The following is a 19648-nucleotide window of genomic DNA, read 5'->3' on the forward strand; positions in this document are numbered from 1 at the left end:
AGGGGTGCTCTTTTTTGTTGTGGTCAATGGTTTCTCGCAAGATGCGAAAATCGACACCAGCTATACGGTAAATAGCGCATTCCTAAAATATAAAAAGGATTTCCCCAGCATAGAAGTAGTGAAAGCAAATGCTAAAAATGTCTCGATTCGGAAAAATGTGATTTATCACAATACAGAATTAAGAGACCTTAAACTCGATATTTATAGTCCAAAAAACAATGATCAGAACTTTCCAGCCATTTTCCTGATACATGGTGGCGGTTGGAAATCTGGTGACAAATCACACATGCAGGCACTCGGGACAGTACTTGCCGAGCGAGGTTATGTGGCCATGGCCATGGAATATCGACTGTCGTCCGAAGCAAAATATCCAGCAGGTGTAGAGGATGTGAAAGCAGCCGTCAGATGGGCAATGGTTCATGCTTCAGAATTGAATATCGACACCTCCCAGTTAGTGCTGCTAGGCTGCTCGTCTGGTGCGCAAATGGCTTCTCTGATAGGGATGACCGCTCACGAAAATGGGTTGCCGATCCAGGCCGTCATCAATCTGGATGGCATCTTGGCATTTCATCACCCTGAATCCAGGGAAGGGGCATCTGCAGCACGTTGGCTGGGAGGGACCTATGCTGAAGCCAAAGAAAATTGGAAAGAAGCCTCGCCGCTGACCCATGCTGGAAAGGGTGATCCTCCCATTCTATTTGTCAATAGTCAGTATCCACGTTTCCATGCGGGTCGAGATGAGATGATCACGATTTTGAACCAAGAAGGTATTTATACGGAAGTCTACGAATGGCCTGATTCGCCCCATACTTTTTGGCTATTCGACCCGTGGTTTCGTCCTACAGTGGATCTCATCTTGAGTTTCCTCAATGAAACGTTGAAAAAGTAGTTTTTGCTAGTCCAATGTTGATTATTGAATACTGATCGCGTCTTCGTCATTCTATTTTTATGATGTGAAATAGAATCAATAGAAGACATGATAATAAATAAAAGCTACTTATGGGTGGCCGGTTTAGCGCTTTCGGTAGGCTGCAGCACCAATGCAAAAGATAATGTTGCCGAGGAAGGTACACTGACGATAGAAATAAAAAACCCTTTGGCATCCACCAGAAATGAAACGCTCGTTTTGGAAGATGACGAGCTATTTACAGATTCTTTGAAACCGCAAGGGGTGACTTTGCTCGGACATGCTGGAGAACTGATCGATAGTGATCAAGATGGGCAAGCGGATCAACTGGTCGTGAATGTGGACTTACAAGCCCAGTCCACCTTGAGCATCAATTGGCCCAATGATCTCAAATTGGGACAGCCATTGGATAAAAAGGTGCAAGCGGAAATCTCGCCTAAAGTAGGCGGGGAGTGGCAGGATAGAAAGTACGTGGGAGGTGATTTTCAAAACGTAGATTTTTTGCGCGTACCTGCTCCACATACAGATCATTCCTACTATATCAGATATGAAGGGCCGGGGATAGAAAATGAGTTGATTGGCTATCGATTTTATCTGGATTGGCGAAATGCGATGGATATTTTCGGAAAGAAGGTGGATACACTGGTACTTCAATCTGTTGGGTTGGATGGGTTTGATTCTTATCACGAAGAAGAACCATGGGGGCTGGACATTTTGAAAGCCGGCAAATCTTTGGGGATTGGGTCTATAGGCCAATATATCAATGGGAAAGTGGAACATTTCAAGCAGACCGATTCGGTCACTTGTGCGATCAAAGCCAACAATAAACTTTCGGCTACTATAGAAACCTCCTATTACGGATGGCAAACTTCGGATAAAAAGAGCAGCATCGTTTCCAATCTATCTATTGTATCGGGCGACCGATCGCTCCAGCATACGATAGCTTTTGATCAGCCAATAGCTGACTTCTGTACGGGCATTGTAAAGCACGACGCTGCTTCTAGTTTTGCCTCCTTGGTAGGCTCTAGCGGATGGGCTTACATCGCCACCTATGGCAAGCAAAGTCTGGCCGATGATAAGTTGGGGATGGCCATATTTTATAATACCAAAGATGTAAAAGAAGTGGTGGATTCCTCCTTCGATCATCTCATAGTATTTAAGCCGAATGAGGAAGTGAACTATCATTTGCTAGGCGCTTGGGAACAAGAAAAGAACGGAATCAAGTCCTTGGAAGCGTTTCAAAAATACCTCAACGCCAAATTGGATGCACTCAATCACCCTGTAGAAATTAGCGTAAAGCAGTCCTCATGAAAAGATATTTAAGTGTTGGTTTAGTTAGTTTAATAAGTGTGATCACCATGAATCAGTCGCGGGCTCAGCAGCCTGTTGCTGACACATTGGATATCGAGGCGTGCATAAGCACGTATGATGCGGATAAGTCCAGCCCGACCAAGGTGGGGCATCAGTTTTGGTTTGTCGATAAAGAATTTTTGGACGGTCGAACTTTGAAGCTAAGCGCTGTTGCTCCGGGGCTTGCGACTCACCCACCGCATCAGCACGAAGAGGATGAGTTCTTCTTTGTATTAGAAGGCACGGCAGAATTTTATTTGAATGGAAAAACGGTTGAAGTCAAACCGTATTCTACCCTGTATTGTCCATCATGGTCGATGCACGGGATCAAAAATGTAGGCGATACAGAATTGAAATACTTGGTGATAAAGAAGTATCAAAATTAAAGCTCATCAGTACCTGAAGTTACGACTGGAGCATGATGATAAACTGGGGGCAATCTGTATTTCTGGGTATGGGTTTAGATCATATTTATGAAGCAAAAGCACAATGTCATAGCCCGGCGATAGACCGGGCTATCTGCCGGGTGGTTGTAAGCAGATACTTTAAAGTCGAACACATAGCTGACGGATCCCCCGGATTTCCAGGTCGTCGTATCAAATCTGCAATCTGCTTTTAATCAGCTTGATATTGGATGCACTGATGTCATGATGTTTGGCGAGCGTTTCCCATTGGCAAAGTGCTTCTTTCGTTTGTTCAATGATTAGTTCGACTTGTTTTTGAGTGAGTGAACCTTCCTTGGCCAGTTTGATCAAATGCTCCATAGACGGGTTTTGGCCTTCACCCATGACCATAGTACTTTGATGACCTCTTGGTCCGGATGAAAAAGTGAGATCGTATGCTGGTGACATCTTCCATTCGCCATGCTTATCCATCAGAAAGGAGAAATTTTTGCCATGATCGTCACGATTGTGCGAAAACACGTTGAATACAGCCAGACGAAACATCTTTTCCACCTCTCTGAAATCTTTGGTTAGCGCTTCTGTGAGTGTCAGCAGGTCTTCGTAGTCTAGTACGGGAACTCTAAAATCCGAATGCAATAACCCACTGGCGGTATGCATGTGAAACCTTTCTTTGTTGGTTCGATCAAATCGCTTGGTGGCAAAATAGCCTGCACCTTGCTTGGCTGGAAAAAGCCGGGTAGGTGTCATGGAAATACCAGCTTCTTGAGCCATTAATGAATAGACGTATTCAATGGCACCGGCATCGGGACCATCCATACTGTTGGCAAATTTCACCATCCAGTATTCCTGATCTGGGCGCAATTGGCGTTCGCCGTGAAGAATATTTTGATTATTAGGATCTATGCCAATCAAAGCCTTAGGTCTGGCGCCTGCGGAAGATCCATTCAGCTTCACTAGTTCATTTAACACCTCGTCTGCCTCACCGGCTAAAACTTCTTGTGTTTGAGTAGCCAGGCTATCTAAATCTATGATGGTGTCAGCTGATTCATGACCTTGATCTGGCTCGTAGGTCAATGCGCCCAGGCCGAAGCGGCCAATATGTGCCAATCGGTCCAAAGGGCTAAACTGATTTGGAAGTAAGTTTTTGCTTTTAGCCAGTCGATCGAATAGCAATCTACCCCATCCATCCGGTAGACTATCATTGAAAACACCTGGTAGCCCTTCAAAGAGGCGAGGGTTGAAAGACTGCACGCCTTGCGTGAGCGGGAGTTTGAAAGGTGAAATATTGAGGCCTTTGCTGATATAATCAGGATGATATTCGAAGAATATGTCTTGATTTCTGATCGCCAATCGACCAACTGGAATAATGTCTTTCTCGAATTGGATGCCTACGCTAATCTGATCAATAGAAGCAGACTGGTTTATTTTTTCCATCCACGTTGCCGTTTTTTGTTTTCTTGGTTTTTAAGTACCTCATCTAGAGAGGTGAAGGTTTGCTTCACAGGATTTACTGCGTTTACTAAATCGTCCAGACAGCCCAATACCATGGCAAGCTTAAAAAAGGATTCCAACGATATTTTCCCCTGTTGCTCATATCTCCTCAATGTAGCCAGACTCACGCCCGACCGTTCGGCCAGTCCTGATTGTGTGAGCCCCTTTTCTAAACGAAGGTCACGTATGTTTTGAGCCATTTTTGTTAAGGCCTTTACGGAATTAAATAACATTATATTGTTAATTATAAAGCAAATATACTTATAAATACTAATATAATATTACTTATTGAATTAGATAGCCTTAGGCTTTTAACCCCTGCTCGGCAAATTGTGTAGGGGTAATGCCGAACTCATTTTTGAAGGCACGTGTGAATGAATTGGGTAAATCGTAGCCTACCATATAGCCCACTTCGGATACATTGATTTTGTTTTGTTCGAGTAGCTGTTTGGCTCTGGTCAGCCTAAAGGACTTGAGCAGTTCCATGGGTTTTTTGTCAGTGAGCTGCTTTACTTTTCTGATGAAGTGCATATGGCTCATGCCCACCATATCGCACATCTTGCCTACATCAAACTGAGAATCTGATACATGCTCTTCCATGAGTGAAGCTATTTTTTCTAAAAACTCCTCATCTACAGAAGTCACCTTTACCTCTTTAGGTTTGAATCTCAAGTCAGCCGCAAAGCGTTGCTTCATCTCGTCCCTAAATTCCAGCAGATTGCTTACACGAGCCAACAACAATTCAGGTAAGAATGGCTTAACAATGTAGGAGTCTGCTCCAGACTCATATCCAGAAATTCGCTTTTCGTCCAGTGCCAATGCAGTCAAAAGTATAACCGGCAAGTGACTGGTGGTGGGATTGGCCTTCACCTTGTCGCAGAAGGATATGCCGTCCAATTCCGGCATCATGATATCGCTGATGATGAGGTCTACATACTCTTCATCCAAAATGTCTAAGCCTGCTTGTCCATTTTCTGCCTGTAGTACGACATATCTTTCTTGAAGCAAACTAGATATAAAGAAGCGCATGTCGTCATTGTCTTCCACCACCAGTATACGCTTGCTTTCAGTGTCGGCAGTTGTAGTAGCGGCAGGCAGTGGGATTTCTGCAGCAAGCAAGTTGGCGTCTACAGTTTGTTGCAAATTGAAATCGCCCCATTCCTTCACTTCCTCTTCCGGAGTTAGGTCTTCAGGCAGGAAAACGGTGAAGGTGGTGCCTTTTCCTGGTTCGCTACTATAGCTGATTTTTCCCTGATGGAATTCGATCAAATCTTTGATGTAAGACAGGCCAATGCCGCTACTTTCTTGCAGTTCATTCGTCACAGGAGATTTTCCAATACTGAATCTTTCAAACAGGTGGTCTTGCAGGTTTTGGTCGATTCCTGTACCATCGTCAGACACCTGAAGTCTCACGAAATTAGATGGCTCGGCTTCATCGTTGCTCAATATTTTCACGCTGATCTTGCCTTTGGTCGGCGTGTATTTCATTGCATTGGAAAGTAGGTTGAATAGAATTTTTTCGACCTTGTCTTGATCGAAATAAAGGGTGAGTTTTTCGAAATCTGAATGAAAGCTCAAACGGATTTCTTTCTCGAGTGCTTTATTGGTGAATAGATTTTTGGTGTCTTTCACAAACTCTACCAAATCCGTTCGGTGAAGCTGAAGCTCCAGCGTGCCGGATTCGATACGCCGGATTTCAAGTAACTGATTGATCAATTTTTGTAGTCTGAGCGCATTCTTTTTGATCAACCCATAGAAACTGGAATTACTCGAATGGGATTCGGATTGCATCGTTAATTTTTCGATGGGACCCAGTATCAAGCTGAGCGGCGTCCTGAATTCGTGCGTGATGTTGGTGAAAAATTGCATTTTGGCTTGAGATAGCTTGTCGATCTTTTGCACGAGTTCTTCCAAAGCATCCTTTTGTTTTTGGATCTGATCATTTTTAGTGCCCAGTTCCTCATTGGCCGTATGGAGAGATCGGTTTAGTTTTTCAAGGATTTGCCTCTTTTTAATGATTTGATATTGGTAAAAGCCAATGGCAATTAAGAATGATGTGATAAGCAAAACGAACCAAGTTTGCTTCCAAATCGGCGGCTGCACCACAAAGGTGACACTGGCTGGGGTTTGGTCTACATTGCCCTCTTTGTCCATGGCTCTTACCTGAAACTGATAGGTATCGTCATCCAACCCGGTAAATGTGTGATTGTTGAGCGCTGAGTAGGCCGACCATTCGTCGTCGTTGAGTCGATAGGAATAGAGCAGTTCGGAGGCATCCGTTTTGTTAAAAAAATGCTTGCCAGACCAAAATATGGTGGTGTTGCCTGCATTGTCCACTTCTTTGGAGTAGATGTCTACGGTGGTTTCTGGTGCAATGCTGTCCTTTACAAAGCGGTGAGTCACGAATTTATCCCTTACGTTTTGATTGGGTGATTTTCCGGTGTACACGCGCCTTTTCCATTCTCTCAACGATCGGCTAATCCAAATTTCTTTTTGGTTACCGAGGTGTACCGAACCACCTTCGTATGATAGTGTAAGCGCTTCAGGCAGTGTGTTATTGATCCAAAAGCTGCCATTGTAAAAGCTGTATCCTCTGTCGGTCCCAAGCCAGATTTCAGTGCTGTCTTTAGCTGCGATACTAATGATGTTGTTGCTGATCAATCCCGTTTGAACAGAGTAGTTTTTCCAGCCATCGGCCTGCTGAATATATAGGCCATGCTGTCTGGATGCAACATAGAGTAGGTCATTGCGATCAGATATTACGTCATTTACATAATCATTGAGGTCGGTCTTTTGCATGTAGCTCCAAGAAGTCCCATCAAATTGACAAAGTGCAGTACCGCCAATCCACATATTCCCATCCTTGGATTGGGTGATGCCATAGGCATTTAGTTGGTTCAGGCCTTTGGTTCTCGAGCGGTGGTACACCAGTTTTCTCTCTGAGCTATATGGGTTTATTATTTGGACTAATCCACCGGTTTGCCCTAATTCCAGAAATACGTCCGTGCTACCACCTATCCAGATTGATCCATCCTGAGCCTCATGTATGGCGCGATAGTCAATCCCCCAGGAGAGAGAATCAAAGAGGATGTTGTTCCATTGTCCGTCATTTAGGTAGCCAGCACAGGCTTGTTTTTTGTCACTGCCAATGGCCCAAATCACATCCTCAGAAGAGGAGAAAAGGCTCACGGCTCCATCCATCATGCCTTGCTTTTTGCTGTATTGTTTCCAACTGTCCTGCGTGTTTGATATTGCGTTTCCTTTGAGGTCGATAAACCATGTGGTTCCATTCGATTGAAAGCATTGATAATTCAAACCATTGTAGGTCTTCCATTTGGTGTCAGAAAGATCTACCCGATACACTTCGGATTGGTAGCCTAGCACCCATAGGTCCGTATTATTGCCGGTATGTAGGACGATATGCCCCTGAGGAATATTGAGTGTCTGTGAGCTGTACTTGGTCCATTGGCCACTGGGCTGCATGGTGTATAGATTGCCGATGCCACTGAGCCACAGGTTGCCGTCCTTGGTTTCCAGGATGCTTTCAGAATATTCGTCATCGCCAAATTGCTGCCCATAGGGAATGGCTTCCCAACGGTAATTTTTGTATCGGATGGCTGGTAGTCGATTCGATTTGTTGATGATCCAAATGTCGCCTTTGGAGGTTTTTAGAATCTTCTGTTCGTAGCCTAGTTGCACGTCGTAATACTTGCTAAACAGGTTAAAGTTTATGGGAGATCCTGAAGTAATTTCTTCTTCAGAAAACATCATGATGTCGCCTTTTTCGTCTTCCAATTGATAAGTGACGGCCAGCCAAAGCTGACCAGGAGACACTTCGAATACATCCGAAATGTTGTCGAAATCATTATCGATAAGCAATTCAGAAGGCAATTCGACAAAGCGAAAATCTGGAATTAATGTTTTGGCGTTTTCCCACTTCCTTTTGGTGGTGAGTAGATAGGTTTCGTCTGTGGTTACGAAGATGGCTCCATGGGTAGTGCCGCAGACGATGTTGCCGCTATTGAGTTGAGCAATGGATTTGAATGAAAATCGGATGTCTTCTGATGCTTCGAATAGATTTTGCCAGCGATGATCATTAAATAAAAATAGGCCATGAGCTGTAGCAGCAAAAATTTGATCTTGTTTGTTGATGAATATTTTTTGAACAGGCAGGCCAGAAAGACCATCTTTCAATCCGTAATGTTGCCAATCGAAACCATCGTAGGATACTACCCCCGAGTCTAGGCCAAACCAGTACTTGTTGTTGTCTTTGGAGGAAGCGATGGAGCGAACGCCTTTGTCGTCTAGCTCTGGAAAGTATGAATATCTCCAATCCTCCAGCATGGGATCGGCAAATTGCGGTACGTATCGATCTTGGGCAGCAGCCCAAAAGGGCAACCATAAAACCAACAAAAGTAACTTCCTCATATCAACCATTTTTCTCCTGCGCATAGTCAAATGAATAGGTGCACAAACCTTGCATTTTAACTTAATGTAAAATAAATAATATGAAAGTTTTAAAAGAATGGAAACTGAAATTGAATAGGTGATGTTGAAAACTGAATAATCAAAACCACGAGATGCTTTTAGCATTGTATCTCAAGATTTCTGTGATAAAAAGAGCAGTGCGAGCCCATTCTGATTGAAGCTGGGGCACTATCGAATTAAAATTTTATTTACCTACTAGTGAAAAAGCAGACGGGAGTGTCTGCTTTTTCCATTTTATGGCTGCAGGTTTTGCAATGCTTCATACACAAGCTTAGCCACCACTTCTGCGCCTTCAGGCTGAAAGTGGGTATTGTCCTTTTTACCTTTTGGATAGGCTTGGTATTTTCCAGAGGGTAAATTCATGAAATATTTTTCAGTCACATAGGTTTCACTTTTTTTCGAGAAGGAATCCATGGAGAGCTGATTGAGATCAATCAAAAGTACATTCATTTCTGCAGCTACTTCTTTGGCTGCAGCCGGGTACTCGCCATGCACATTTTGTAGATGGCTATTTTCCCAAGGGTAGTTTCTAGCCACCGGCGTGAGTATGACTGGTATTGCTTCTTTCAGTCTCGTTTGAGAAACGTATAATCTAAGAAACTCCTTGTACCCTTCGATGTTTACATATCTAAGTGGTTTATGTTCGGCGGCATCGTTATGACCAAATTGCATGAGTACCAAGTCGCCCGTCCGAAGGCTATCATACACCTTCCGCCATCGACCTTCCTGAAAGAAGGTGCGTGTGCTCCTTCCACCTCTGGCTTTATTTACTATTCGAAAATTACCCGCTTGTACTTTGCCGTTTAACAATGCCTTTTGATCCTCAAATAATGCCTGAAAGACCTGACCCCATCCGGTGATAGGAAATCGTGTTTTCATATAGTCTTTGCCTTCGTCATAGTTGTCTGAATAGTCGGCAACGGTAGAGTCGCCGATGAGATAAATCACAACTTCCGGATCCTTTTCCCCTTGACAAGCTGCCAGCAAAAGCTGACATACAAAAATTGACAATGCTATTTTTTTCATGGTATCAAGGTACTGCGACTTACCACATGATCATATTCAATAATTCACAATTAATCTCCACGGTAAGGAGACACTGGGCTTCTTTTGGAATTGAGCGCACAAGCAAAGTAAAAATCAAAACATGGATATTTCATGATTGAATTGTATTAATGCAATGTTGGATATCAAACAAACTGTATATTTGATATTCAATTTTTTTTCATTCGATAATCTCGTAGTGGATGCGTTGGACAATTCGATTAATTAGTACGTGCTGTTGGCTTCTAGGCTTTGTTTGTTCTTTTGCTCAGGAAGGAGATCTGTTCCTGACTCATCATCACCATAATATTCCGGGACTCGATGATGTAAACTATCAAATCAAATCTGATAGCAAAGGACAACTGTACATTGCCAATCGATCCGGAGTAATACAATATGACGGAAAATCATGGAGTCATATTCCTACACCAAGTGCGGCTGTATCATTGGACTTGAATGATCAAGATCAGTTGTATGTGGGTTGTGTGGGTGACTTTGGACTTTTGACTATTGAGGATAAAAAGTTGCAGTACCATTCACTCGATTCTGTGTCTGATGATGACGGTTTGTATTTCCAAACTTTAAATCTGGGTTCTTCAGTGTTTTTCGTTAATGAGGAAACTATCGTGCGATATGATGTTCCTACTTCATCCATATCCAGAACCACCCTGGTGGACTATGATGATTTCTTTTCTAAGCTATTCGTGGTGGACGAAAAGATCCTGGTGCAAACAGACAAGGAACTCTACGAATTTGTGAATGATGAGCTAGTTGGTTTTGAGTGGCCGAAGTATCATTCAAGTGAATTCATTTTCTTTGAGAAGCACCCTGCTGCCAATGTCTATCTGGCCGGCACGACTGATAATGCCATTTATATTTATGAAGAAGGTGTTTTTACTCGGAGTAAAGTATCCGACTTATTGTACGACAATGAATCGTTTGTCGACAATGGTATTTGGGTAGATGATGACCACTTTGCGCTGAGCACATTGGAGAATGGGGCCATTCTTTATGACTTTCGTCAGGATCGCACGATAGAAGTGATCAATAGAGAAAAAGGTCTGCCAGATAATGAGGTTCACGCCATTGGGATAGATAGAGAGCACGGTTTATGGATCTCCCATGAATTTGGATTGTCCAGAATGGAACTGGGTATACCATTCAAAACATTCAGCAACTTTCAGGGATTACATGGACACCTATATGAGGCCTTTTTTTATGATAAAAGTTTGTATGTAGCGACTAGTGAAGGGGTTTATCATTTGACGAAAGTGGAGCGATACAAAAATGTGCCTTACTATGAAACAGTCAAAAAGAGAATTATAAAGTCGGTACCATCCAAGGCTACTCCGGAAGCTTCTGCTGATGATAATGAACCAGAGGAAGAAGTCGAAGAGGAGCCGCAACGTGTATTGTCTAAAAAAGAACAAAGGATCGCACGCCGAAAAGCCAAAAAAGCAAAGAGAAAGGCAGGTCGTGATGAAGGCGAAGAGGAGGAAGCTGCAGAGGAAGAAGAGGAACACAAGAATAAGCCTTCTCAAAAAATCTTTAAGCCAGTAGAAGAAATCACCATTATATCTAAAAACGTCCGTTTGCGAAAAATGAGAAAGCAACTGGCGGGCGAGGAATGGGTCTTTAAACATGTGGATGGTATCCATTTCAAAACAGAGTACTTTTTTGTGTATCAAGAAGATCTGTATGCAGCTGGGACTAGTGGCGTGTTTCTTATTAGAGGTGATAGTGCGGAAATGGTGATTCATGAGCCCATTCGTTTTGTTACACCAGAGAAAAAGCATGATCGATTGATTGTAGGAAACATGTACAACGAAGTCAAAATCTATTATAAGCAAGACGACCAATGGGTGGAGACGGAAAACCTCAACTTACATGGCGACTTGGTGAAAACTGCTTTTAATGATGAGAAAGGGCGAACGTGGTTTGCCACGCCTACGGCTCTGATTGAGTTTGATGACATCACCGTGGATCACTTCGATTACAAAATATTCAAATACAAAAATCAATTCATCGACAACCCCAGACTCACCTTTTTGAATGATCAATTGTATTTGATTAACAGCGAAGGCTATTTTTATCTTGATTCGTTGAAACTAAAGGTGGTACCGGACCAATCATTGATGAATATTTTGGGAAAGCCTCTTAAGCACTTGCAGCAAAGAGACGGCCAGGTATGGGTATTCAACGGTAAAAACTGGTACAAAATAGACCATGAAAAAAACATCGAATTGATGGAGGTATTTGGTCTATTTCCCGACATGTCCTTTGTATCTGCCTATGATGACCGACTGTGGGTAATAGATGGAGCCAATGACCTGTTAGAGTATCACCAATCTGAAGATGACAGTTTGTTCACTATGAGTCGTAGCTTCATCCGGCGTGCGACCAGCAACAAGGGAGATATCCAATTGAACGGTGAAATGATTTTTGACTACGATGAAAATACCTTCTATTTTGAGTTGAGTAAACCCGATTATCGCGGTATACTCAATACCACCTATCAGTACCGTGTCCTAGGCATAGATGACAGCTGGTCTGAATGGATAAGTAATCCGCAAATTACACTGAGTTATTTACAGCCAGGAACCTATAGCCTGGATGTCCGGACGCAGGATGCCTTTGGGAATATTGAGCGATTGGACTCTTTCAATTTTGAGATCAAACCTCCCTATTGGCAGACGCTATGGTTTTATAGCTTACAAATCTTAGTGATGATCTTACTGGTGGCCATCTCAGGTTTTATGAATCGTCGAGCCAAGGAAAAATACATCGTTATCACAGAAATACTGACCGTGCTCGCCCTGGTCTTGATCATTGAGTTTTTGCAAGCCATAGCAGTCGATTATTTCAATGTTGAAAGTTCGCCGGTCATGGATTTAGGAATTAACGTGCTGATCGCCTTCTGTATTTTTCCCCTAGAGCAAGCACTCAAAAGATACCTCAAAGCAGAAGAGAATCGAGGTGAGGGAGTAACTGGAAAGGGATTTCTGGAAATCATCGGGATTCCTAATCCGTTTGCTTCATCGGGTAAAAAGGGTAATCTGAATTGAAACAAATTCCTATTAAATCAAAGCAAAAACCCATTCTCGTCCTGAATGGCTGCAGGGATGCTCTTATCTTCGATCATTTCTCGTAAATCAATTTCAATGCCTCTGGAAATAGAGGTGATTGGTACGTCGTTGTAGGTACCTTCAAATGGGTTTTCAGAGTAGTCACCAATTTTTTCCATAAGGAAAAAGACCCAAATGATGAGTGCAGATAAAACAGGACAAATCCAATAGATCCAGCCATTGGCGGATTTGGCGATGTCCAATAAACCTAAAGGAACAAATAGCGAAAACAAGAGGGTGAGCCAAAGTGCGGTAGAAGCATACTGCCTTGGAAATGGGAAGTTTTTAATACGTTCTGCCTTGCCTTGATCTGTATAAAAACTGAAGATCAACTGATGCAATTCCATGTGCCGAAAATCCTCGAAGTACTCCTGATCTCTCAACTCTTGCAATCGCTGAGATTGGTTCTTCATGATTTGAGTGGCCATATTGGTTTTTCCTTCCAATCCTTGTATTTCTTCTGGAGACAAAAAACCTTCCATTTCTTGATCCAGACTTTTGTTGTAGGCTTCACACACCGTGGGTGCGTATTTACTTGTTAGTCTGTCTTCTTTATGCTCCCATGGCCGACTCAGTCTAAGCTGGTAGCGCAGGGCTGTAAGCCAGGCCACATGTCTATAAACGAGTTCTTTCTTTACCTCATCAGACTTTGCTCCTTTGACAAATGCCACTATCGCTGCACCAAAACTACGGCTGCTATTTACGATTCCACCGTATATCTTTCGTGCTTCCCAGGTCCGGTCGTACGAACTATTGTTTTTGAATCCAAGATAAAAGGCTACGGCAATACCCAGAATGCTGATTGGCTGCCAAGGGATATAAATATGAAAATCTATCAGGTGCGAAGCACCATAAATAAGCAGCGAATAAATCAACCCAAGGATAAATGGCTTTTTGGACCAGTTGAAGGTCATCCAAAATCCATAGTTTCTTTTGATATACATAGGTAAAAAAGTTTTACCTAAATATAAATGCTCTCTGTTGTCTTACAGTCAAGATAATCAAATAAATGTTTTTCATTGGGGTGAGGTACTTATTGTAAAGTTCTGAAATACTCCAATATCTTTCTAGCTTCTTCTTCGGAAAGATTCATGTCCGCCATCTCTACACCGTTGACTCGCTCTGCTAAGATTTTTGCAATAGGATCTTTTTGAGACATTTCCTTTGGATTGAGCATCATATTCATCACCCACTCCGGCGTTCTTCTATTCATAATACCCCAATGGGCAGGACCTTCCATTTGTCGGATTTCGTTGTGGCATACCCGACAGAGTTGGTCGTAAATTTTCTGACCTTCTGCCGCCATATTGGTATTTACAGGTTGCAAATCTAGTTTTTCGATTGGGCCTATTCCTATATTTTGCATGGGATCGCATGGATTAGAAGGAGGAGTGCATTGTAGCACGGCAATGGCGCAATAGCACAGGAGGATAATTCTGATAGACTTTTTCATAGTTTTAGGTTATTTGTTCTATCTAAAATTACCCTCCTCCAAGATTAATTCATATGATCTAGCTCATGTCATAGACTGATATTGATCTAGTTCAATAGGAGCATGTTAGCTTTACTTAAGACTATGCAGTGCCACACGATTGCCTTCGCAATCTTCGAAAACACCGATAAATCCGTATTCACCAATGCTCATTTTGGGTTGCATAGTTTTTCCCCCATTCGCATTAATTTTTTCTAAAGTGGCTTCGATATCTTCGACACCGAGGTACACTAAAGTGCCGTCGTGAGAGGGTACATAAGTATCGCCTTTCAGCAAGGTACCAGCAGCACCAGGAGCTTCTGGGTTGTTAGGAAACCAACCCATCAGTGCCGGTCCCATTTCGTTGATGTCAATTTTGATGTCAAATGATTTTTCATAGAAATCTTTGGCTCTGTCCATATCGTTGACAGGGATTTCAAACCAGGATACAGGATTCATAGTCGTTTGTTTTAAGTTTTATAATTGATTATTTGTCTTGAAGACGAATAGCCCATTTATTTTGGGACAGTTGATGAAAAATATTTTCGAAAAAATTATTCCTCTTGTCCGATCAACTAAATTTGGTATGAACTAAAAGTTAATAAATCCATGCTTGCTGTCATAGAAAGTAATCCTTTCTTGTTAAAGTTTGTCGCCATAGCACTCGCTGTGGTAGTGGTAGGTATTGTGCTGAAGATGCTCAAACAGACTCATGTCATTGTGTATATAATCACCGGTGTGGTGATTGGTCCGCATGTGTTGGGTATCGTGGATGATGCCGATTTGATAAGTTCTCTGGGATCTTTGGGGCTCGTACTACTCCTTTTTTTCATTGGAATGGAAATCTCACTTCCCAATCTAGTGGCCAACTGGCGTATATCAGTGATTGGAACTATCCTGCAAGTGATTATAAGTATTATGGCCGTTTGGCTCATAGGCCAATACTATGACTGGTCGCTGGCACGAATCCTCACACTAGGTTTTGTGGTGAGCCTGAGTAGCACGGCAGTGATTGTAAAACTACTGCAGGACTCAGGGGAAATGGATAACGTAGTGGGTCAGAACGTGCTAGGAATATTGCTAGTACAAGACGTGCTCATTGTTCCAATGCTCATTACCTTAAACTATCTGTCTGGTCAGGAGACGAGCATTACAGAAATCTGGATGCAAATCATCGGAGGAGTGCTGCTTATCGGTTTTGTTGTTTTTCTTTTCTATAAAGGGGAACTCAAATTACCGTTTCATAAAACCATCAAAAATGACCATGAAATTCAGGTGTTTTTTGCCTTTGGCCTCTGTTTTGGTTTTTCTATGATCACTGGTTTTTTTGGTTTGTCCACGGCTTTGGGTGCATTTGTGGCTGGCATCTTTGTGGCCACTTCAAAGTCTACAGAATGGTTTCATAAAAGCCTTTATTCATTCAAGGTCATCTTTGTGGCTCTCTTTTTTATTTCCATAGGTATGTTGATCAACATCAAATTTCTTTGGGAACACATCGTAATCATTCTAGCACTAGTAGGTGTGGTACTACTCACCAACTTGTTCATCAATGCGCTGATAATGCGAGGTTTCAAAATGAGCTGGAAGGATAGTCTTTATGCCGGAGCACTTCTTTCTCAAATCGGAGAATTCAGTTTTGTTCTAGGGCAGATCGCCTACTTCAATGAAATTATCACTGACTTTGCCTATCAATCTATAGTAGCAGTCATTTCCCTGACGTTGTTACTTAGCCCGATTTGGATCGGACTAACTAAAAAAGTGACAAAATAGATTATACACTTATCAGGTTTGAAATGCATTGCTCTTTGTGAGATTTACCCACCATTCTTACTGGTAAATTTTTGGAATTTAGTGATTCATAAAATTGTGAAACTTGTCCAAACTAAAGTACTTTCTTTTTACAGCCTTTTGGTGTGTAAATCTGGCAGACCTTTCTGCCCAGTATACCACTACTGGTCTTGACCTTGATGGCGATATGGCAGCTTGGTACGATGCCGCTATCGGGCAGGAAAAATCGCCTGTCTTGGAGGGGACTTTTTACAAACTTGAGCATGCGGCCTTAGATAAGAATCCATATTTCAAAGGAGCTCATTGGGCAAATGGTCACTTAACTTTCAATGGTCAGTCATATGATCAAGTGAGTTTGCTCTATAATGCTTTCCGAAATTTGCTACTCATTAGGAATACTGCCTTACAATTGTCGTCCATAGAACCCACCTTGCTGAATCAGCAAAAGGTAGATGGATTCACGATTCATGACCGGCAGTTTGTGCATTTGCGAGACTCGCTGGCTCCGAGTCATGGGCCTGGTTTTTATGAAAAATTCTACGACGGAGACAGCATTCAGTTTTATATTAAGCGGATTAAAAACGAGTACATTAGAGCCAATAGAGTAGAGTTTGTGGATGAAGACCGGTTTTATCTGTTTGATGGTCAGAAGTACACCAAGTTTGCCAATAAAAACACCTTGTATAAAACTTTCCCTGAAATAAAAGCTGAATTGAAAGCATATGGGAGCAGCTTGAAAACTAATTTGAAACGCGGTGATGAAGAGGGCGTGCTCAAGCTATTAAGGTATTGTGATAATTTATTGATGAAAAAATGAAAAGGCTGCTACTGTTCTTTTTTCTTAGTTATAGTGCCATTGGGGCAAGTCATGCCCAGGACAAAAGCCGTCCAGACTCATCTAAATTCATTACTATCCAGGCCGCACTTCAAGAGATAGAAAAAGACCATGAATTGAAAATCTACTACAAGGAGGAATGGCTAGGTAACACTGAGGTGGAACGATCTATCATGACCCTTCCAGACTTGGAGCAAAAACTAAAAGCTCTTTTTGCAGAGACTACGCTTGATTACTACATGCAGGGCGATCAAATTATTTTACTCAACAATACTTCCATAATTTCTCAGCCGGCCATCATTCAATTTTATGATCAAAGGAGCGAGGTGGATGAGGTGGACATAGTTTTCGCTCAGGATCAGCGAAGTAACAACTTGAACGTCGAGGAGGTATTACACACGATTGGGGTTCGGAGTAGATATATCAAGGGTCAAAAAAGCACAGTAGCCGGATATATCACTGACGCACAAACAGGAGATCCGGTAGAAGGCGCCTTCGTTTATATCCCAAGTCCATATCTGGGTACGTCTACAGATGCCCAGGGCTTTTACTCCATGTCTTTGCCTAGCGGAAAGCACAACCTATTTGTACAGTCTGTAAATATGAAAAATACCACCAGAAACCTGATGGTTTATTCAGATGGAAAATTGGACATAGGTTTGGAGGTGGATGTGATAGCATTGAATGCCGTCGTGGTAAATGCCAATCGCGAGGTGAATGTGCAAAGCCCTCAAATGGGACTGACTAAGATTGACCCTGAGAGCATGAAGATTGTGCCGGCACTACTTGGAGAAAAGGATTTGATTCGTGTATCCACCACCACTGCCGGTGTTCAGTATTTGGGCGAAGGCTCGGCCGGCATCAATATCAGAGGAGGTAAGGCAGATCAAAATCTGTTTCTTTTTGATGGCACTCCCATTTACAATACCAATCACTTTTTTGGTTTTTTCTCCGTTTTCAATAGTGATGCCTTGTCAGGCATGGAACTTTACAAAAGTGGTATCCCATCAGAATACGGGGGGCGTCTGTCTTCAGTCTTTGATGTCAGAACCAAGCAAGCCGATCAAGAGAAATTTTCAGGTACAGGGGGCATAGGGCCAGTGACTTCGCGATTGACCTTAGAAGTGCCTATTGGAAAAAAAGGGCCTACTGTAATGATAGGGGGTAGAGCCACTTATTCTGATTATGTCCTAAGTAAAATCAAAGATTCTCCATTAAAAAACAATGAAGCCGCCTTTTACGATTTGGTGGGTAAGATAGACTATCAATTAGGAGAGAAAGATGAGATTTCGGTTTCAGCCTATTATAGTCACGACAAATTCCAATTGTCTTCAGACACTTTATTGTCTTATACTGATTTTTCATATTCCAATCAGATACTTGCATTCAATTGGAAACACGTATTCAACGATAAGTGGCAAGGCCACCTTCATACTGGAGTAAGCAACTATGACTATAACATTGGATATGATGTATTGCCTACTCAAGCTTTTAGGATAGACTTTGGAGTTAGAGAACGATTGGCCTCTTTGAAGTTTGATAGATTTCTATCGGAGGCATTGAACTTGAACTTTGGTGTGGAGGCTAAATTTATAGATGTTCAACCTGGGAGTAAAACACCTACAGGCGAAGCTTCTTTAATCTCTCCAGATGCCTTGAGTAAAGAGCAAGGGAGGTCGACAGCCATGTTTGTTTCTGCAAGATACAGCCCATCTGAAAAATTCACTTTGGATGCTGGTCTGAGATACGATTTGTATACGGCTGTTGGTCCAGCTACTGTTAGGGAATATGCAGAGAACTCTCCTAAGGACTTGAGTTATGTCATTGGTACAAAAGACTATAGCAGCGGAGAGCGAATTACTACCTATCATGGTGCTGAGCCAAGACTGTCTGGTAAATATTCATTGAATGAGACCAGCTCAATTAAGGCTAGTTATGGGCGGACCAGGCAGAATATACATCTGTTGCTTAACGCCGCCTCTGTAGCCCCTACGGATATTTGGAGGCTATCTGGTACTCATATCAAACCTCAAATTGCAGATCAATGGGCGTTGGGCTATTACAAAAATATCTATGGCAAGCATACGATTGAATTGTCTGGAGAGGCCTACTACAAGAAAATTCAGAATCTAGTGGATTTTAAGGTCGGTGCGGATTTGCAATTCAATGAAGCCATTGAAACAGATTTGTTACAAGGACCTGGCCAATCGTATGGATTGGAATTGTCAGTCAAAAAATCATCTGGCTGGTTGACCGGGTGGGTCAATTATACCTATTCGAGATCCTTGATTCAGTTGAGGGGCGAATTTCCTGAAGAGACCATCAATAGCGGTGAGTTTTTCCCCACTGGCTATGACAAACCACACTACATCAATACGGTGACCAACTATAAGTTTTCCAGAAGATTTAGCATGACGCTCAGTGCGGTATATGCAACAGGTGTTCCGGTCACTTATCCTATTGGCAAGTGGGACTTCAAGAATTCTGAAAATTTGGTTTACTCGGATCGAAATGCTTTTCGGATACCCAACTATTTCAGGCTGGATTTAGGATTTAATATCGAAGGCAGTCACAAAATCAAAAAACTGGCCCACTCCTCGTGGAATTTTTCAATCTACAATGTATTGGGTAGAGATAATGTGTACTCTGTGTTTTTTAGGGTAGAAGAGGGAGAAGTGAAAGGCTATAAAATGAGTGTCTTTGCCAACCCAATTCCTACCATCACCTACAACTTTTCTTTTTGAA

At 42.3% G+C, this 19648-nt stretch carries 14 protein-coding genes; 7 read left to right on the plus strand and 7 right to left on the minus strand.

Going from position 1 to position 19648, the window contains the following annotated elements; genetic code table 11:
* Positions 1-4: 4 nt before the first annotated feature.
* The 3 genes from R8N23_RS05570 to R8N23_RS05580 all read left to right on the plus strand — a co-directional run bounded on the left by R8N23_RS05570 (position 5) and on the right by R8N23_RS05580 (position 2643).
* Positions 5-889: an alpha/beta hydrolase gene (locus R8N23_RS05570; RefSeq protein WP_318170578.1), complete on the plus strand. Its 885-nt coding sequence runs from the start codon at positions 5-7 to the stop codon at positions 887-889.
* Positions 890-976: 87 nt separating this feature from the next.
* Entirely contained in the window at positions 977-2218 is a 1242-nt protein-coding gene (locus R8N23_RS05575) for a DUF4861 family protein (protein WP_318170579.1), read from the plus strand.
* Complete coding sequence (locus R8N23_RS05580) at positions 2215-2643, plus strand: cupin domain-containing protein (protein ID WP_318170580.1); 429 nt, start codon at positions 2215-2217, stop codon at positions 2641-2643. The genes R8N23_RS05575 and R8N23_RS05580 overlap by 4 nt, the downstream gene beginning before the upstream one ends.
* A 210-nt stretch (positions 2644-2853) precedes the next feature.
* Here R8N23_RS05580 and R8N23_RS05585 read toward each other — a convergent pair whose 3' ends face one another.
* The 4 genes from R8N23_RS05585 to R8N23_RS05600 all read right to left on the minus strand — a co-directional run bounded on the left by R8N23_RS05585 (position 2854) and on the right by R8N23_RS05600 (position 9666).
* A complete protein-coding gene (locus tag R8N23_RS05585; RefSeq protein WP_318170581.1) occupies positions 2854-4095 on the minus strand; it encodes a type II toxin-antitoxin system HipA family toxin in 1242 nt (413 codons plus the stop codon).
* The gene (locus tag R8N23_RS05590) at positions 4083-4385 is read right to left on the minus strand and encodes a helix-turn-helix transcriptional regulator (protein ID WP_318170582.1); all 303 of its coding nucleotides are present in this window, start codon (positions 4383-4385) and stop codon (positions 4083-4085) included. The genes R8N23_RS05585 and R8N23_RS05590 overlap by 13 nt, the downstream gene beginning before the upstream one ends.
* A gap of 70 nt (positions 4386-4455) precedes the next feature.
* Positions 4456-8580, minus strand: a complete 4125-nt coding sequence (locus tag R8N23_RS05595; protein WP_318170583.1) for an ATP-binding protein — start codon at positions 8578-8580, stop codon at positions 4456-4458.
* Between the two features lie 294 nt (positions 8581-8874).
* The gene (locus tag R8N23_RS05600) at positions 8875-9666 is read right to left on the minus strand and encodes a rhamnogalacturonan acetylesterase (RefSeq protein ID WP_318170584.1); all 792 of its coding nucleotides are present in this window, start codon (positions 9664-9666) and stop codon (positions 8875-8877) included.
* 221 nt (positions 9667-9887) lie between these two features.
* On the opposite strand from R8N23_RS05600, the gene R8N23_RS05605 reads away from it, so the two are divergent.
* On the plus strand, positions 9888-12749 hold the full coding sequence (locus tag R8N23_RS05605) for a triple tyrosine motif-containing protein (RefSeq protein ID WP_318170585.1): 2862 nt from the start codon (positions 9888-9890) through the stop codon (positions 12747-12749).
* A gap of 17 nt (positions 12750-12766) precedes the next feature.
* On the opposite strand, the gene R8N23_RS05610 is transcribed toward R8N23_RS05605, so the two are convergent.
* From R8N23_RS05610 to R8N23_RS05620, 3 genes are all read right to left on the minus strand, one after another.
* Positions 12767-13753 carry a bestrophin family protein gene (locus R8N23_RS05610; protein ID WP_318170586.1) on the minus strand — a complete coding sequence of 329 codons (987 nt, stop codon included), beginning with the start codon at positions 13751-13753 and terminating at the stop codon, positions 12767-12769.
* A gap of 89 nt (positions 13754-13842) precedes the next feature.
* Positions 13843-14262: a cytochrome c gene (locus R8N23_RS05615; protein WP_318170587.1), complete on the minus strand. Its 420-nt coding sequence runs from the start codon at positions 14260-14262 to the stop codon at positions 13843-13845.
* 111 nt (positions 14263-14373) lie between these two features.
* Positions 14374-14739, minus strand: coding sequence for a VOC family protein (locus tag R8N23_RS05620; RefSeq protein ID WP_318170588.1), 366 nt, complete (start codon positions 14737-14739; stop codon positions 14374-14376).
* A 150-nt stretch (positions 14740-14889) separates the two neighbouring features.
* Between R8N23_RS05620 and R8N23_RS05625 the strand changes: the two genes are divergently transcribed.
* The 3 genes from R8N23_RS05625 (at position 14890) to R8N23_RS05635 (ending at position 19647) form a co-directional block, all read left to right on the plus strand.
* Entirely contained in the window at positions 14890-16050 is a 1161-nt protein-coding gene (locus R8N23_RS05625; RefSeq protein WP_318170589.1) for a cation:proton antiporter, read from the plus strand.
* 103 nt (positions 16051-16153) lie between these two features.
* Positions 16154-16885: a hypothetical protein gene (locus R8N23_RS05630; RefSeq protein ID WP_318170590.1), complete on the plus strand. Its 732-nt coding sequence runs from the start codon at positions 16154-16156 to the stop codon at positions 16883-16885.
* Positions 16882-19647: a TonB-dependent receptor domain-containing protein gene (locus R8N23_RS05635; RefSeq protein WP_318170591.1), complete on the plus strand. Its 2766-nt coding sequence runs from the start codon at positions 16882-16884 to the stop codon at positions 19645-19647. The genes R8N23_RS05630 and R8N23_RS05635 overlap by 4 nt, the downstream gene beginning before the upstream one ends.
* Position 19648: the final 1 nt, after the last annotated feature.

The sequence above is a fragment of the Reichenbachiella sp. genome, from assembly GCF_033344935.1.
Taxonomy (GTDB): domain Bacteria; phylum Bacteroidota; class Bacteroidia; order Cytophagales; family Cyclobacteriaceae; genus Reichenbachiella.

What these genes read in the sequence shown, in the direction of transcription:
- R8N23_RS05575 (WP_318170579.1), top strand. Translation starts at nt 977, where the DNA reads ATGATAATAAATAAAAGCTACTTATGGGTGGCCGGTTTAGCGCTTTCG.
- R8N23_RS05580 (WP_318170580.1), top strand. Translation starts at nt 2,215, where the DNA reads ATGAAAAGATATTTAAGTGTTGGTTTAGTTAGTTTAATAAGTGTGATC.
- R8N23_RS05585 (WP_318170581.1), bottom strand. Translation starts at nt 4,095, where the DNA reads ATGGAAAAAATAAACCAGTCTGCTTCTATTGATCAGATTAGCGTAGGC.
- R8N23_RS05590 (WP_318170582.1), bottom strand. Translation starts at nt 4,385, where the DNA reads ATGTTATTTAATTCCGTAAAGGCCTTAACAAAAATGGCTCAAAACATA.
- R8N23_RS05595 (WP_318170583.1), bottom strand. Translation starts at nt 8,580, where the DNA reads ATGAGGAAGTTACTTTTGTTGGTTTTATGGTTGCCCTTTTGGGCTGCT.
- R8N23_RS05600 (WP_318170584.1), bottom strand. Translation starts at nt 9,666, where the DNA reads ATGAAAAAAATAGCATTGTCAATTTTTGTATGTCAGCTTTTGCTGGCA.
- R8N23_RS05605 (WP_318170585.1), top strand. Translation starts at nt 9,888, where the DNA reads ATGCGTTGGACAATTCGATTAATTAGTACGTGCTGTTGGCTTCTAGGC.
- R8N23_RS05610 (WP_318170586.1), bottom strand. Translation starts at nt 13,753, where the DNA reads ATGTATATCAAAAGAAACTATGGATTTTGGATGACCTTCAACTGGTCC.
- R8N23_RS05615 (WP_318170587.1), bottom strand. Translation starts at nt 14,262, where the DNA reads ATGAAAAAGTCTATCAGAATTATCCTCCTGTGCTATTGCGCCATTGCC.
- R8N23_RS05620 (WP_318170588.1), bottom strand. Translation starts at nt 14,739, where the DNA reads ATGAATCCTGTATCCTGGTTTGAAATCCCTGTCAACGATATGGACAGA.
- R8N23_RS05625 (WP_318170589.1), top strand. Translation starts at nt 14,890, where the DNA reads ATGCTTGCTGTCATAGAAAGTAATCCTTTCTTGTTAAAGTTTGTCGCC.
- R8N23_RS05635 (WP_318170591.1), top strand. Translation starts at nt 16,882, where the DNA reads ATGAAAAGGCTGCTACTGTTCTTTTTTCTTAGTTATAGTGCCATTGGG.